Origin of the sequence: Nakamurella multipartita DSM 44233 (assembly GCF_000024365.1) — a bacterium.
In the GTDB taxonomy this organism is placed as follows: Bacteria; Actinomycetota; Actinomycetes; order Mycobacteriales; family Nakamurellaceae; genus Nakamurella; species Nakamurella multipartita.
Genome location: NC_013235.1, coordinates 1121499 through 1137581, shown reverse-complemented (window position 1 = coordinate 1137581; position 16083 = coordinate 1121499). Strand labels below are relative to the sequence as shown.

Below are 16083 nucleotides of genomic sequence, written 5' to 3'. Positions count from 1 at the left end.
CGTTCGGATCTGCCGGGTGCTGGGGTTCGGGGTGGACGGGTCAGGCGGCCAGATCGCGGGCGGCGACGAACGCCGCGACGCACCGGTCGATCTGCTCGGGGGTGTGCGCCGCGGACAGCTGCACCCGGATGCGGGCCGCGCCCCGCGGCACCACCGGGAAGCTGAACGCGGTGACATAGATGCCCTGGCGCTGCATCTCGTCGGCGATCCGGGCGGTCAGCGCGGCGTCGCCGAACATGACCGGCACGATCGGATGCTCGCCGGGCAGCAGGTCGAAGCCGTGCGCGGCCATGCCGGCCCGGAACTGCGCCGCGTTCTCCTGCAGACGCTTGCGCAGCTCGTTCGAGCTGGCCACCAGGTCGAGGGCGGCCAGCGTGCCGGCGACCATCGCCGGGGCGAGCGTGTTGGAGAACAGGTAGGGCCGGGCGCGCTGCCGCAACAGCTCGACGATCTCGCCGTGCGCGGCGACGTAGCCGCCGGAGGCGCCGCCGAGGGCCTTGCCGAAGGTGCCGGTGTAAATGTCGATCCGGCCCTCGACCCCGCACAGCTCGGGGGTGCCCCGGCCGTTCTCACCGATGAAGCCGACGGCGTGCGAGTCGTCGACGAAGACCAGGGCGTCGTACCGCTCGGCCAGGTCGCAGATCTGCGCCAGCGGGGCGATGTAGCCGTCCATGGAGAAGACGCCGTCGGTGACCACGATCCGGAACCGGGCGTCCTGCGCGGCGCGCAGCTGCTCCTCCAGATCGACCATGTCGCGGTTGCGGTACCGCAGCCGGCGGGCCTTGGACAGCCGGATGCCGTCGATGATCGAAGCGTGGTTCAGCGCGTCGGAGATGATGGCATCCTCGGCGCCGAAGAGTGTTTCGAAGACGCCGCCGTTGGCGTCGAAGCAGGAGGCGAACAGGATGGCGTCCTGGGTGCCCAGGAAACCGGCCAGCCGGCGCTCGAGCTCCCGATGCTGCTCCTGGGTGCCGCAGATGAAGCGGACGCTGGCCAGCCCGTAGCCCCACTCGTCCAGCGAGGCCCGGGCTGCGTCCAGCAGCCGCGGGTCGTCGGCCAGGCCGAGATAGTTGTTGGCGCAGAAGTTGAGCACCGGCTGGCCATCGGCGACGATCTCGGTGCCCTGCGGACCGCTGATCGACCGCTCCCGCTTGGTCAGGCCGGCCTCGCGGATGCCGTCGAGCTCGGCGGTGATGTGCTGCTGAAGTGCTCCGTACATGGGTCAGACCTCCGACCAGTCGAGGACGATCTTGCCGGTGCCGGCCGCGGCCGCGGCGGCGAATCCCTGCTCCCAGTCGCGGGCCGGGAGGCGGTGGGTGATCACCGAGGTGATCGCCTCCCGCAGGGCCGGGCTGGACTGGATCATGGCGCCCATGGCGTTCCACGTCTCGTACATCTCGCGCCCGTAGACGCCCTTGAGGGTGAGCATGTGCGTGACGACCTTGCCCCAGTCGATCGCGAACGGCTGGGCGGGCAGGCCGAGGATGGCCACCCGGCCACCGTGGTTGAGGTTCTCGATCATCGACTGCAGCGCGGCCGGCGCCCCGCTCATCTCGAAGCCGACGTCGAAACCCTCGCGCATGCCCAGCGACCGCTGCGCATCCGAGATCGGTTGGTGGGCAACGTCGACCACCTCGTTCGCGCCCATCTTGCGGGCCAGGTCCAGCCGCGCGGCGCTGACGTCGGTGCCGACCACGAACCGCGCCCCGGCATGCCGGGCGACGGCGATGGCCATCAGCCCGATCGGGCCGCAGCCGCTGACCAGCACGTCCTCGCCGACCAGCGGGAAGGACAGCGCGGTGTGCACGGCGTTGCCGAAGGGATCGAAGATCGCACCCAGGTCGGGGTCGATGTGGTGATGATGCACCCAGACGTTGCCGGCCGGGATGGCCACGTACTCGGCGAACGCGCCATCGCGCTGGACGCCGACGCTGATCGTGCGGATGCACATGTGCCCGCGCCCGGCCCGGCAGTTGCGGCAAGTGCCGCAGACGATGTGACCCTCGCCCGAGACCCGGTCCCCGACGGCGACATCGCGCACACCGGAACCGATCTCGACGACCTCGCCGAAGAACTCGTGACCCGGGATCAGGGGGGCCCGGACGATCGAGTCGGCCCAGGCATCCCAGCGCTGGATGTGCAGGTCGGTGCCGCAGATACCGGTGCGCAGCACCCGGACGATGACGTCGGTGGGGCCGCAGGTGGGGTCGGGGCGCTCGGTCAGCTCGAACCCGGGAGCCCGTTCGGCTTTGAACAGTGCCTTCATGGGGACAAGTAGACGGTCGGTGACGTTGAAGAACAACCGACTCTTTCTTCGCCGTTGCTTTAGCGAATACTTCACCGATAGGTTTGCCGGGTGGAGGTCCACCAGCTACTGATCCTGCGTGAACTCGGGGCTCTGGGCAGTGTTTCGGCGGTGGCCAAGGTACTCAACGTCTCGCCCTCCGCGGTCTCCCAGCACCTGACCGCGCTGCAGCGCAGCTTCAGCACCCCGCTGACCGCCAAGCAGGGCCGGACGCTGGCGCTGACCGACGCCGGCCAGGTGCTGGCCGACGCCGGGGCCGAGGTGATCGACGCGATGGCCGCGGCCCGCACCGCGGTCGAGACCTTCGAACAGTCGGCCGGGGGCACGGTTTCGGTGTCCGGCTTCCACAGCGCCGGGCAGTCCCTGTTCGGGTTGCTGCTGCAGGAGCTGGCCCGGCTGCCCACCGCGCCCGACGTCCGGCTGACCGACGAGGACGTGCCCCGGCAGGACTTTCCCGGGCTGACCGCCCGGTACGACCTGGTGATCGCGCACCGGCTGGACCACAGCCAGGCCTGGCCGGCGGCCGGCCTGCGCACCATCACCCTGGTCCGGGAACCGTTGGACGTCGCCCTGCCGGTCGACCATCCGCTGGCCGGCTGCGCGGAACTGTCCGCCGACCAGGTGGCCGGCGAACGCTGGGTCACCACCCGCGGCGGCTACTCCCCCGACGACCTGCTCGACGCGGTGGCCGCGGTGTCCGGACGGCAGCTCACCGTGGTCCACCGGATCAATGACTACGGCACGCTCAACTCGATCGTCGCGGCCGGCCACGCGATCGGGCTGGTACCGCGGTACACCTCGCCGCTGGCTCCCCCCGGCTCGATCGTGCTCCGCCCGCTGGCCGGGATCGGCGCCCACCGCACCATCGACCTGCTGACCCGCCCGGAGAACCTGCGCCGCCGCTCGGTGCGGGTGGTGGCGCAGGCGCTGAACCGGGTGGTGGCCGGGATCATCCGCGAACGGCAGTGATTCCCTGCGCGGACGGCCCGGCGGGCATCACTACCTGGACAAACCGACGCGACCGGGCCATTGTCGAGAGCCAGGAGTGAACGTCGCCGGCATAGTGGGAGAGGTCGATGCGCACCCTCGAACGTCGGCCCGGCGTCATCACCGCGACCACCGAGCCGGCTGACCCGGTGGTCCCCGTGGCGTCGATCGCCGGGCGCCCGGAACCAGTGGCCGGTCTGACGGTCGGCCACGCCGACGACCCGGCCGAGCGGGCCGCCGACGCCCTGGCCGACACGGCGATCGAACGCCTGCGCCGGGCGACGTCGACCACACCGACGGTTGGCGTCGAGCCCGTGCCCCGCCCGCCGGCACCGTCCGCGACGCCGATCGTCGGCCGCGCCGGGGGCCCGCTCGACCCGGGCACCAGCACGCTGATCTCGGCGCGGCTGGGCGGCGGACGACCTCTGCCCGGGCCGGACCGTTCGCGGATGGAGGCGGCCTTCGGCACCGGCCTGAGCCACGTGCGGCTCCACGACGACCCCATGGCCGGCCGGTTGAACGACGCGGTCGCCGCGCGTGCGTTCACCCTCGGCAACGACGTCTTCCTGGGCCGTGGTGTCGATCCCACGACCCGCGACGGTGACCAGGTTCTGGCCCACGAGATTGCCCACGTCCTGACCGAGCGAACGGGTCTGCACCGGCTGCGTCGATGGTGGCAACCGGTGCCGCCACCCGCCCCGCAGCCGCTCACCACGCTGCCGCCGCGATCCAAGAAACAGCCGGACGGGCTCCGCTGGGAAGAGGTTCTGAAGGATCCGCGCGGTGACGTCTTCCGCCTCGTCGACGGCGGCGGACACGGCTGGGAGGCCATCGGCCCCAACGCCGTCTGGAAGCAGACCGACTGGAACATCGTCGTCGACCGGACGGCGACCTGGTGGTACGACGCCACCGCGGGCAAATGGGGAAGGGGTGATCCGCCCGCAACCCACCGCCGGGCTCTGGACGAGGAGCGACCCCCGTTCGCCGGTCCGGACCTGCACGGCTACCCGGACGCCCGGTCGGTGCCGGTCTACGTCAAGGCGAAGTACCGGCTCAAGCCGACGTCGAAGAAGACCAGGGGCCCGCGCGGACCCGGACTGCGGGCTCTGGATCGCACGGCGCGCGTGCTGATGACGGACATGCCGGAAGCGTCCACCCCGCACCTGGCGACCGCGCCGATCGGCGGATCGCTGCATGTCGCCGGCAACACCGGCAATCGACACGTCACCGCCACCGACGCCACCCGCGGGCTTGCCGCCCTCCGAGGGGCGCTGGACCCCGGGGCCCGGCTGCCCGAGGGCAGACGGGCCCGGAAGGACGCGATCAAGCTCAGGGCCCTGCAGTCTGGCGACTACCGCGCCCACCACGCGGCGAGCAACCGCGGTCTCGGTGAGCTGTCCGCGGCCCTGACGGCGCCGCCGAACTGGCACAACGTCGGCCAATCAGCCGGCGATGCGGAACACGGCGAGATGACCGTCCTCGCCGACCTGGACCGGGACCTGCGGGCGCACCCGAACCCGGGGCCGAACCCGATCGTCCGGGATCTCGGCGGGGTCAAACTCGCCTGCGGCGCCTGCAAGCTCGCCTTCGAGGCGTACAACCAGTTGATCGCCGCCCCGCTCGGGTACTCGATCAAGGTCTCAGGCACCCACGGCGGCTTCTACTTGGGTTGGCGCGCTCCCGACGTGATCTGGAACCACGAGGCGGCCCTGGCCTACGTAGAGAGCAACCTTCCCGAGGGCTACCTGGACGATCGCGGGGTGCTTCGCGGAATCTCCGATAGCTCCGCCGGCTACCACGACCCGGAGGAATCGGACTCCGAATGGGAGGAGGTCTGAGCGGCCCGGTCCGTCAGGCCGGCGAGGCCCCCGCCGCGGCCAGCGCCCCGACGATCGCAGCCGTCCCGGAGTCGTTGAACAGCAGCGTGTAGTGGTTGGTGCCGGGCACCTCACGCACGTCCATCCCCGGGAACTCGGCCGCCCAGCGGGCCACCCAGGGCGCCGGGAACAGCCCCGGTTCCTCGTCCAGCAGGCCGCGCGGCGCCCGCAGGAACGGCGTACCGGTCGGGAGCGCGGCCAGCCCGGGCAGCAGCCAGTCCTCACCGTCCTGCTGGGCCCGGGAGTCGGCGGCCATGGCCTCGAAGGAGGTGGCCGGGTGGAAGTTGCCGGGCTCGCCGACCAGGTCGTAGTCGATGTAGTCGGTGGTGGCGTCGGTCCAGTCGGCGAACGCCGGGTGCGCGCGGAAGAAGTCGCGGTAGGCCTCGTGGTCGGCGAACGTCATGGTCAGCCGGCGCTGCACCGGGCCCAGGATGGCCGCCGTCGCCTCGTCCGGGGTCAGGCCCTCCGGGATCGGCAGCGGCAACCCGCCGTCGACCAGCACCGCGCCGGCCACCCGGTCCGGGTGCCGATGCATCGTGGCGACGGTGACGAAACCACCCATCGAATGCCCCATGACGATCGCCGACGGCACGGCGAGGTGGTCCAGCACGCGGGCGAGATCGTCGGCGTGAGCGGTGATCCCGAACGGTCCGGGCAACTGGTTGGACCGGCCCCGGCCGCGCAGGTCGGGCGCGACGATCCGGGCGCCGGGCAGCCGGTCGGCCACCGTCACCCAGGCCCGGTGCGAGGCGGTGATGCCGTGCACGGCCAGCACGGGCGGGCCGGCCGGCTCGGCCGCATCCCCGGTGGGCTCCCAGACGCCGACCCGCAGGTCTCCCCCACGGACCGGAACGTCCACGGCGCGGTAGCGATCGGTCATCCAGCGGCCTCCCGGGCAACGGCGGGTCCGTGCCGCGAGAGTGCGCGCACCGCACAGATACCTACCAGGGTACCCGGGCCGCCCGGGACGCGGGTCAGTTCGGCGGGTTCGGCGGCGGCGGCGCGGTCATCGGCACGTTCAGCTGGGGCGACGTGCCGGCACCCAGCACCTGGTCGGTCAGCTGGCCGCTGTAGGTCACCGTGCCCACCGTCTTGCTGGCCGCGATCGTGTAGGTCCCGGGCGCGATGTCCCGGAACACGGCCGCCGCGGACGTAGTGGTGGTAATCGGCGAGCCACCGGCGGCCGGGGTCAGGGTGAAGGTCGCCCCCGGATCAGGAGCACCGGACGCGGTGACGGCCAGGGTGACGGCGGTGTAGGGCAGGGTCAGGGTGGCGGTGTGCGTCGTCGCCGGGTCGATGCCGCTCTGGCTGGCCGTGCCGAACGGGTCGCTGGCTGCGGCGGCCAGCGTGTACGAGCCGGCCCCCAGGGTCAGCGTCGGGCCGGTCCCAGCCGATGCGCCGGCCGCAATGGTGGCCGTGCCGGACCACGAGGTACCCGGTCCGGTGACGGTCAGCGGCACGCTGCGCGCGGTGGTGTCCGGGGTACGCCGGTCGACCGTGGCCAGGCTGACCCCCGGTTGGAGCCCGTATCCGACGAACGCGACGGTGTTGGGTCCGGCCCGGGTCACGCTGACCCCAGTGATGTCCGGGATCAGCATGGTCGGGTCCGTGGTGGACCGAATGGAGACGGTCCAGCCGGCGGTCGGTGCCAGGCAGAGCAGTCCGCTGCCGTCGCTGGTCACCGTCGAGCCGCCGCCGGCCGGGGTGGCCCGGACGACCCCAGCGGGCCCGCTGGTGCCGCCATTGACCGACAATGTGGCGTTCACCGGCACCGCGGGCGCCTGCAGGGTGGACGAGATCGACTGCGCCGGTGTCGATCCCGACGACGGCACGGTCAGCGAGCCGGTGGCCGGCTGCGCGGTGAAGTTGTTGTCGGCAGCCAACGACCAGCTGTAACTGCCGGCCGGCAGCAGCGTGGTGAGGCTGGCGGTGCCCGACTTGTCGGTGCCGGACTGCACCGTGGCGTCCAGGGTGGCGGGGTCGCCGGTGGCGGGGGTGATCGTCAGCCTGACCGACGACGGCGGGTTGGCACAGCCGGCCGGCCAGGTCACGGACAGGCTGATCTGGGCCTGCCGGATCTGCCCGCCGGTGCCGATCACGTTGATCGGCGGGATCGTCGGGTTCAGCGTGGGTGTGCCGTAGTCGGGCATGGGCGAGAGGAACGACGGCGTGGACGCGCCGAACGGTGAGTTCGGCGTGCTGACCGCGACGACCCACCGCCCGGTGGGCAGCTGCGGCGCGGTCACCGTGCCGTCGGGCGCGACGAAGAAGCCGGTCAGCGCGGTGTTCGTCGCCCCGGACGGCATGGTGCAGGACGGATCCCCGCTGTCTGCCGCGACCGGCTGGAAGCTGGCCGGCAGCCCGACCAGGCTGGTGCCGGCGGTGGAGGAGACGTTGACCGTCACCGCTCGGGTGACCCGGGCCAGCCGCACGCTCACCGCGGGCGGGTTGGCCGTCACCGAGGTGTTCAGGGTGATCGCGGCCGAGAACGTGCGGCCGTAGCCGCAGGCGTCCACCATCACCCGGTACACCCCGTCCGGCACGTTGCGGAAGCTGAACGCACCGTCGGCGCCGGTGGTGATCTCCGGCAGGTTGGTCCCGGCGACGTCCTTGGCGATCACCTCGACGTTGTTGTTCTGCCGCAGCGTGACCGTGGCTCCGGACAGCGGCGACCCGTCGGGCGCGAGCACCGTGCCGGTCTGCGCGCTGGTCCCGGCGGCCAGGGTCATCGTCACCGGCACCGGATCGGTGCCGCCGGCCACCTGCACCGACTGGGTGAGCGGCCGGTACAGCCCGTCGGTGGAGGTGAAGGCCAGCTGGTAGCCGCCGGGCAGCAGCTTGGCGAACAGCGCGTCGATGCCCGAGAGCGTGGTGTCGGTCTGCGTCGGGGTGCAGGCACCGGTGTTCTGCGTGGTGAACGTGCAGGTGCGGTTGACCGCCGTGCCGGAGAAGTCCCGGCCGGTCACGGTGAGGGTGCCGTTGGGCAGGCTGGTGCCGGTCCCGGCGACCAGTGCCACCTGCAGAGTGACCGGGCGCAGCCGGAGCGCGATGGTCACCGGCTGATCGAGCGTGCCGGACGGAATGGTCACGTCGGTACTGGCGTCGTCGTAGCCGACCAGACTGGCGCTCACCCGGTACGTCTCGCCGGGAGTCAACCCCGGGCTGGCCACCGACCCGGTGATCACCACCGAGCCGCCCACGGTGATCCCGTCCCAGGTCGAGTTCGCACCGGTCCCGGTCAGCTGGGTGACCTTCACCCCGACCCCGGACAGCCGGGCCAGCGACCCGGCCTGCACCGTGGTGACGGTGACCTGGGCCAGCTGGGTCAGGGTGACCGTGCAGGCGGTCGGACCCGGCTGGAAGAACAACCCGCTGCCGCCGGTGCAGCTGATGTTCCCGGTGGTCGTCGAGGTGAACGTAGCCGGCGCGAAACCCGGTGCTCGCACGGTCATCTGGTAGCTCTTGTCGAGCGAGGACAGCGGCGGCAGGGCGATCTGGATGCCGTCACCGGTGTTGTTGTCGGTGAACGGGCCGCGGGTGCCGATGGACGTGCCGGTGATGGTGATGGTGGCCCCGGCCGGCACCTTGCGGTTGGGCGACCCGACCGCGACGTTGCTGACGACGGTGATCGTCGGCGACGACAGCTGGCGCAGGGTCAGCGCCAGCGGGCAGGTTTCCGCGCCCGTCGTCGGCGGCGCGCAGGTGAAGGTGACCGGGTCACTCTCGAAGCCGGCCAGCGACGCGGTCACGCTGTAGCTGCCCGGCGTGACCAGGTTGGCCGGCGCGCCCTGCTCCTGCCAGGACAGAGTGGTGCCGGAGGCGGTCAGGCTGATCGGCGGCAGGTTCGAGTTCAGCGGGCTGACCGAGAACGTCGCCCCGGTGATGCCGGCCCCGGTCGGCAACACGGTGACCGACCCGGTGAAGGTGGGATTGCGGACCAACCGCAGGGCCGGATCGGCCACCGACGTCGCGTCGGTCGGGTCGACCACGTAGGTGCAGGCCGTGCCCAACCTGCACAGGATCTGCGCGCCGCGCGCCGGCAGGCTGGTGAAGCCCGGCGCCGCGGCCTGTACCGAGTAACGGCCGGGCGAGAGCAGGTTGTCGCCGGTCACCGCCGAGTCGGACCAGCGCAGGCCCCCGGCGGGGTTCTGCAGATCGACCGCGGCGACCTGCCCGGACAGCGGTGACTTGGTCAGCACCGTCAGGTTGGCCAGCCCGCGGGCCGTTCCGGCCGGCAGGGTGCCCAGGGTCAGGTTGGCGGTCGACGACGGCTTGGGTTGCACGGTCGTGGCGTCCACCGGGATGGTGCGGATCTGGCCGTCCCCGACGATGCCGACCTGGGCCTGGTAGGACGCCTGGGACTGATCGGTGGTGCCGATGGCCACCGAGATCGGCCGCGCCACCAGGAAGCCCCCGCTGATCGCCGCGGCCGCCGAGTCGGCGGAGATGCCCTGCGGGCAGGGGCCGAAACCGCCGGGTTTGGGCGTGGTCGACGTCGGCAGCACGGCGAAGCAACCGTTGATGTCGGTGGTCAGCGTGACCGCGCCGAACACCGGGGCCAGCCCGGTGTAGCCGATCACCCCGGTGATGGTGACCGGCGCGGCCGGCACGCTGACCGGTTGGGGGCTCACCCCGTCGTTGGTGACGACCCGGCCGACCACCGTGCCCAGCGGCTTGATCAGCACCAGGTTGACGTCGATCGTCTGGTTGAGCTGGACGAAGACGTTGTCGGTGCTGGCCGTGCCGGCATCCCCGCTGGCGTCGACCCGGTAGGTGCCGGGGGTCAGCGCGATGACCGTGGTGGTGCCGTCGGCGTCGGTCGGCGGCGCGGACGTGCTGGTCGAACCGAGCACGGCAGCGACGGTGGCGCCCTCCGCCGGCCCGAGCGCGGCGGTGTCCAGGTCGGGTTGCCGCACGGTCACCGCGATCCGCCCCAACCGGTCCAGCAGCGGGTCGTAGCGCCCGTCGCTGCCCAGGTCGATGGTCAGGTCGAAGGGGGCCGGGGCGATGTACTCGGGGTCGGTCGGGATGACCACGACCGTGTACCCGCCGTGGGTCAGGCCCCGGACCTGGTAGGTGCCGTCGACCTGGACCAGGCCGCAGCGCACCTTGGGGTCGGTGCCGATCGTGCACGTGCGGCCGTCCGCGGCGGCCACGCAGCCGTCCGCGCGGGTCGGCGGGACCACGCCGGCGGCGACCACGCCGACACAGGTCGGCGCCACCGGGGTGCCGACCCGGGTGGTGAGCCGGCCGCTGATCAGGCTCAGCGGGATCAAGCTGACCGGCGCGGCCGACATCACGGCACCCTGCGGCACCTGCACCTGCACCGAGCCCGGCTCGTACCCGGGGGCGGTGATGGTTACCGTGTACAGGCCGGGGACCAGACCGGGATGGGCCGGATCGTCCAGCGCGGGCAGCAGGTAGTTCTCGGCCGGGTTGGCGGTCGCGCTGACGGTGGTCGGGGGCAGGTTCGGGTCGATCTGCCCGGTGGCCGGGTCGATCGCCGGCACGCTGACGCTGGCCGTGATCACACACGGCGTGGCCGGGTCCTCGGCCCGGTCGCAGGTCAGCTGGCCGCCGGTGCGCGAGTCCACCACCCGCCCCTGGATCCGGGCCGTGGCCGGCAGTTCGGTGCTGGCCGAGCTGAGCAGCGTCAGGTCCGCGGTGGCCTCACCGGCCGCCGTCACCTCGACCGTCACCGAGGAGGGCAACCGGCCGAACATCGATCCGGACAGCACGTAGACCCCGGGTTTGACGCCGGTGAACCGGAACGAGCCGGCCGGGTCCGAGGTGGACATCGTCTTGGTCGAGCCCTGCGGGCCGGTCAGGGTCAGCCCGGCGCCGATCAGCCCGCCCTCGGCGGGCTTGTCCCCGGTGGCCGGGTTGCCGAAGACGGTGCCGCTGACCGCCCCGTCGACCCGGACCATGGCCACGTCGACGACCGCCGAACCGACCCCCTCGGCCAGCGAGACGTGCTGGACCTGGTCCTGATACCCGTCGCCGGACACGGTGACCGTGTACTCGCCGGGGGTCGGCAGGTCGGGCAGCACGTACTGGCCGACCGGGCCGGTGGTCGCCGTCGTCGACGTGCGGGTGGTGGTGACGTCGCCGGACTGCCCGGTGATCGAGACGGACATGCCGCCGAGCCCGCCGAGCTGGCCCAATTCGTTCTGCCCGGTGACCGTGCCGGTCACCTGTGCGGCCCCGGTGACCAGGGTCAGGTCGGTGTTCGCGGTGCCGCCCGCCCCCAGCGTGACCAGCGCCGACGACGTGGCGAAGCCCGGCGCGGCGGCCGAGACCAGGTAGGTGCCCGGGGTGGACAGCCCGGTGACGCTCCACGAGCCGGGGGTGCCCTCGGCGCCCGGTGAGACGGTCGAGGTCTGCAGCGAGACCCGACCGTCGGTGATGGTGACGGTGGCCGCACCGATCGGCCCGTCCGGGCCGGCGACGGTGCCGGACATGGCGCCGTCCCCGGCGATCAGCGCGATCTTCATCGGGTCGGCGCCGACCAGGTTGGCCCCGTTGATGATGAACCGCTGGGTCCGGAAACCCGCCCGGGCCACCGTCAGCAGGTAGTAGCCCTGCGGCCGGATGCCGGCCAGGGCGAAGGTGCCGTCGTCGTTGGTGGTCGTGGTCAGGCTCGGCGGATCCTCCGCCCGGTTGACCCGCAACGAGGTTGCCCACACCTTGCCGATCGCGCCCCGGGCCGCCCGCAGCCCGGACGCGGTCTGCTCGTCGGTGCCGGGGGCCGGTTCCGCGCCCTGCCCGGCCGCCTCGACCATGCTCGTCGGACCCAGGATGACGGTCACCCCGCCCGGATCGGCGCCGGTCACCAGACCCTGCAGGGTCACCTGGGACGGCGTGCTGGACGGCGGCGCCGTCGGCTCCCCATCACCCCCACTGCCGCCGCCCGTGCCCGCACCACCATCCGAACCCGAACCACTGTCCGAACCACTTGCCGAACCGCTGCCCGAATGACCGTCGGATCCGTTGCCGGAGCCGCCGCCCGAACCGCCCCCGGCCGCACCCGCACCGTCCGTGCCCTGATCCCCCGTGCCCTGATCTCCGGCGGAACCGCCGCCGCCCTGGTCTCCCCCGCTTCCACCCTGGTCGGTGCCACCGGCGGTGCCGCCCTGGTCGCCACCCGACGGGCTCGTCCCGCTGTCGCTGCCGGAGGTCGGCGGGGTGGTGCTGGTGACGGTCTTCTGGTCGGCGGTGAAGTAGGAGGACACCCGGGGCAGTGCCACCACGGCCAGCCCGACCCACAGCGCGATCACCAGGGTCAGCACCAGGGCCCGGACCAGCGCGCCGCGGAACACCGGGCGGGCCTGCAGGGTGCCGTTGACGATCACCGGCGCACCCTGCCCGCGAGCCGCGATCGCGTAGCTGTGGGTCTGCACGGTGCCGAACACCCGGGAGCGCCGCACGGATACCCGGCCCCGCACGGTCACCGTCCGGCCGGCCCCGACGCTGATCGGTTCGGTCGGCAAGGTCACCGACAGGCCCTGCGGCACGGTCGGTTCGAGCAGCAGATCGCGGTCGGTGACCGACGGGTTGGTGATGGTCAGCCGGATCCGGCGGCCGAACACCGCGGTCGCTTGCGGCGGGTCGAGGTCCAGCACGGCGCGTTCGCGGCCGCCGACCACCAGGGTGGACTCGGCGGTGGCGACGGCCGGCTCGCCGCGGTCGAACGAGTCGGTGGCCGCGGCGACCACCACGAACGGGTACCGGGCGCCGATCGCGCTGGGCCCGGGGCGCAGCGACAGCGGCACGGTGGCCACCTGCCCGGGCGGCAGGATCCCGACCGAGACCGGCTCTGGGGTCCACTCCGCGTCCAGACCCCTTACGGCGACGGTGATCTCGGCCGGCCGCGGCCCGTGGTGCCAGACCTGCACCTGGATCGTCGCCGTCGCCCCCGCGCTGCACTGGGCCAGCGGGTCGACGGACAGCTCGGGTCCGCCGGCGCCGGTCATGGCCCGGTCCCGGTGGTCGACGAGGTGGTGGCCGGGTCGGTGGTGGCCACGTTCGGCGCGGCCGGCGCCGGCGCCGGGGTGCTCGTCGCGGTCGACGGGCCGACGGTGATGTCGATCTGCGCGGCCTGACTGGCCGCCAGCACCAGGGTGGACGAGCCGAGGGTGCCCTGGCTGGAGCTGCGGACCTCGAGCACGTAGGCCTGGGGGGCGTCGACGTCGGGGAACGAGTACCGGCCGGAGGCGTCGGTGGTGGTGGTGGCGGTGGTCTGCGCGGGGTACTCGGACGCCTTGAACAGGGCGACCTGGACGCCGGGCATGGTCGTGCCGTCGGTGCCGCGCACCGTCCCGCCGATCGACGCCGGCGGGATCAGCACCGGGTTCATGGTCAGCGACTGTCCGGCGGTCAGGGTGACGATCACGCTGGTCGGGCTGGTGCCGGGGCGGCTCACCGACAGCGTGTAGGTGCCGGGCACGACCCCGCCGACCCGGTACGCGCCGGTCGCCGAGCTCGGTTCGGAGGCGCTGGTCACGGTGTAGGTCTCGGCCCCCGAGGTGAGCGTGACGACCGCTTCCCCGGCCGCGGTGATGGTGCCGTCGGTGGCCCGCTGGCTGACCACCCCGGAGATCTCGGCGACCGCCGACGTCATCGCCACCGAAAGGGGGCCGCTGCCGCTGCTCGGTGTCCCGGAGGCGTCCAGGTTCACCGCCAGGGTCTGTTTCTGCAGGTCGTCCCGGCTCAAGGTGATCGTGTACGAGCCGGGGATGGGCAGCCCCCCGATGCTCCAGGCGCCGACCGTCCCGGTGGACTGGGTGACCGTCTGCACCTGGGTCGAGCCGCCACTGACCGCGACCGTCACCCCGGTCGCGGGGACGTTGCCGGGCAGGGTGGTGACCAGCCCGGACAACGAGCCGCTGGAGCGGGCCAACGACAGCTGCACCCCGGTGAGCTTCTGCTCATCGGTCAGCGCCACCGAGGTCGCCTGGGTGGTGAATCCCGGCGCGGTCACCGTCACCGTGTAGGTGGCCGGCGTGACCAACCCGCGCAGGGTGAACGAGCCGACCGTGCCGTCGGTCAGCGACACCGTCTGCACGCTGGTGGTGCCGGTGGTCGCGGTCACCACCGCCCCGCCCAGCGGACCGTCCGGGCCGGTCACCGAACCGCTGATCAGGCCGTCACCGGTCTGCAGGCGCAGCTGGATGCCGCCCCGGACCTCGCCGCCGGACAGGTCGATCCGCTGCGAGTCGGTGGCGAAGCCGGGCTTGCTCAGCACCAGGTCGTAGACCGCCGGCGACGGAATGTCCTTGAGGTCGAAGGTTCCGTCCGAGCCGATCGGCACGGTGGTCAGCACCGCGCCGGCCGGCGTGCCGACGGCCGGGGAGGCTTCGGCCTGGGCGACCGCGGCCGAGTTCGGATCCGACGGCAGGTCCTCCGCCGGCACCTGCACGGTGAGCACGGCGCCGGCCACGTCGGCCCCGGTCACCTGGCCGGACACGGTGGCCGGCAGCCCGCCCAGGTTCACGTCCAGGTCGCCGACCTGCTGGCCGACCTGCAGGGTGATCTGGGTGGCGTCCGAGGCGGCCAGGGCGTTCGGGTACCAGATCTCGGCGAAGCCGGCCCCGCGCACCCGGAACACGTAGGTGCCGGCCGGCAGGTCGCCGATGATCCAGGTCCCGTCGTCCTTGGTCGCGGTGTTGGTCAGCGGGCTGGTCACGTCCTGGGCCGCGAACAGCTCCACCGACACCCCGGCGATGGGCTGCCCGTTGGTCAGCTGCAGCACCGACCCGCCCATCGTCGACGCGCCCGCCGGCGTGCCCGAGTTGCGGGCGGCGGCCACCTGGATGGCCAGGTTGCGATCCGCCGCCGACTGCCCGACCAGCGCGGACAGCGCGATGGTGATCACGGTGGCGAAGACGGTGGCCGCGACCAGCAGGGACAGCAACGAGAGCACCCCGCGGGACAGCCGCGGCTTTTGCAGCAAGGTGCCGACGGCGACCGGCTCGGGCGGCGCGGCCGGCGCCGGAACCGGGTCGGCCGGTCCCCCCGCGGCGCCCCGGGCCGGCACGGCCAGCTCGGTCGGCAGCTTCGGCGCCGTCAGCTGGGGCACCTTGACGGCCGGCGCTTTGATCGACGGGACCTTGACCCCGGGCACCTTGGGCGCGGCCGGCATGGCCGGGGCGCCGCCGCCGGGCCCGGTGGGCGGCTTGGGCACCGCGGGCAGCGGCGGGCCCTTGGGCAGCTTGATCTTCTTCGGCACCAGGCCGGTCGGCAGCAACCCGCGGGAGCGCCGGCCCGGCGGTGGCTGGGACCCCGGAGGGACCAGCAGCACGCCGAACGGGCGCACCACCGGCTGGCCGAACCAGCGGCGCGGGCCCGCCGCGCGCAGGTCCGAGATCGCCTGATCGCCCGGGGCCAGGGTGACCACGGCCGGTTCGAACTCGAACCACATCACGTCCTCGGCGTCCCGGCCGGCCAGCTCGGTGGTCACCGTGGTGTTGCCGGTGTTGTGCAGCAGCACCCCGAACATCCCGGTGGCGCCGCCGATCACCGTCATCGGGGTCAGCTGGACGTCCAGGGCCTCGGCCGCCGGCACCAGCAGCTCAAGTTCGTTGATCGAGATCGCGTAGGGCGGGGTCAGTTCCCGGACCTGGACGGCCATCCGGCGTTCCCCGGCGGCGACGCCGTCGGGCACGGCGACGGTGGCGGTCAGGGTCTGGGTCTCGTCGGGGAACAGCGAGAGGTTGTCGGCCTGCAGGCTCACCCAGGACGGGTCGGCCCCCAGCACCCGCACCTGGTAGCCGCCGATCAGGTTGCCCGTGTTGTGCACGGTGATCAGCACCTCGACGGTGCTGGGTGCGTCCGGCCCGGCCGGGCCGCCGACGGCCGCAGGGCCGCCGGCAGGCGCGAGCTCGATCCGGTCCGGGGTGACGAAGACCCGCATGG

7 protein-coding genes are annotated in these 16083 nt (G+C 72.8%); 2 read left to right on the top strand and 5 right to left on the bottom strand.

Annotation, left to right across the window (positions count from 1 at the left end):
• Positions 1 to 40 precede the first annotated feature (40 nt).
• Positions 41 to 1219: a glycine C-acetyltransferase gene (locus tag NAMU_RS05155; protein ID WP_015746352.1), complete on the bottom strand. Its 1179-nt coding sequence runs from the start codon at positions 1217 to 1219 to the stop codon at positions 41 to 43.
• A 3-nt stretch (positions 1220 to 1222) separates the two neighbouring features.
• Positions 1223 to 2266: an L-threonine 3-dehydrogenase gene (tdh, locus tag NAMU_RS05150; RefSeq protein ID WP_015746351.1), complete on the bottom strand. Its 1044-nt coding sequence runs from the start codon at positions 2264 to 2266 to the stop codon at positions 1223 to 1225.
• A gap of 90 nt (positions 2267 to 2356) precedes the next feature.
• On the opposite strand from tdh, the gene NAMU_RS05145 reads away from it, so the two are divergent.
• Both NAMU_RS05145 and NAMU_RS27040 read left to right on the top strand, forming a co-directional pair.
• Entirely contained in the window at positions 2357 to 3274 is a 918-nt protein-coding gene (locus NAMU_RS05145) for a LysR family transcriptional regulator (protein WP_015746350.1), read from the top strand.
• Between the two features lie 107 nt (positions 3275 to 3381).
• On the top strand, positions 3382 to 5130 hold the full coding sequence (locus NAMU_RS27040; RefSeq protein WP_015746349.1) for an eCIS core domain-containing protein: 1749 nt from the start codon (positions 3382 to 3384) through the stop codon (positions 5128 to 5130).
• Between the two features lie 13 nt (positions 5131 to 5143).
• Here the strand turns inward: NAMU_RS27040 and NAMU_RS05135 are convergent, their stop codons facing one another.
• The 3 genes from NAMU_RS05135 to NAMU_RS05125 all read right to left on the bottom strand — a co-directional run bounded on the left by NAMU_RS05135 (position 5144) and on the right by NAMU_RS05125 (position 16081).
• Positions 5144 to 6049, bottom strand: coding sequence for an alpha/beta fold hydrolase (locus tag NAMU_RS05135; protein WP_015746348.1), 906 nt, complete (start codon positions 6047 to 6049; stop codon positions 5144 to 5146).
• 94 nt (positions 6050 to 6143) lie between these two features.
• A complete protein-coding gene (locus tag NAMU_RS05130; RefSeq protein WP_015746347.1) occupies positions 6144 to 13142 on the bottom strand; it encodes a beta strand repeat-containing protein in 6999 nt (2332 codons plus the stop codon).
• On the bottom strand, positions 13139 to 16081 hold the full coding sequence (locus NAMU_RS05125) for a carboxypeptidase-like regulatory domain-containing protein (protein ID WP_015746346.1): 2943 nt from the start codon (positions 16079 to 16081) through the stop codon (positions 13139 to 13141). The genes NAMU_RS05130 and NAMU_RS05125 overlap by 4 nt, the downstream gene beginning before the upstream one ends.
• Positions 16082 to 16083 lie beyond the last annotated feature (2 nt).